This is a genomic window from Anoxynatronum sibiricum (assembly GCF_039414295.1).
Classification (GTDB): Bacteria; Bacillota; Clostridia; order Peptostreptococcales; family Tindalliaceae; genus Anoxynatronum; species Anoxynatronum sibiricum.
The window spans coordinates 1-260 of the sequence record NZ_JBCITM010000084.1; the positions used below are offsets into that span (position 1 = coordinate 1).

Annotated in this window: 2 tRNA genes; both read right to left on the minus strand. The window is 56.2% G+C overall.

The features are described from left to right. Positions 1-52 precede the first annotated feature (52 nt). Positions 53-127 (minus strand) — tRNA-Glu (locus tag AAIG11_RS18065). Between the two features lie 7 nt (positions 128-134). Next, positions 135-209 (minus strand) — tRNA-Asn (locus tag AAIG11_RS18070). Positions 210-260: the final 51 nt, after the last annotated feature.

The window sequence follows — 260 nt, forward strand, 5'->3', positions numbered from 1 at the left end:
GACCCCCTGCTTGTAAGGCAGGTGCTCTCCCAGCTGAGCTATGCTCCCACATTGGTGACCCCTAGGGGAATCGAACCCCTGTTACCGCCGTGAAAGGGCGGTGTCTTAACCGCTTGACCAAGGGGCCATAAACTTGGCTCCAGAGAGAGGACTCGAACCTCCAACCTACCGGTTAACAGCCGGGTGCTCCACCATTGAGCTACTCTGGAATGTTAGGGTATTTAGAAGGTAAGGAGTCGCAGCGACCTACTCTCCCAGGA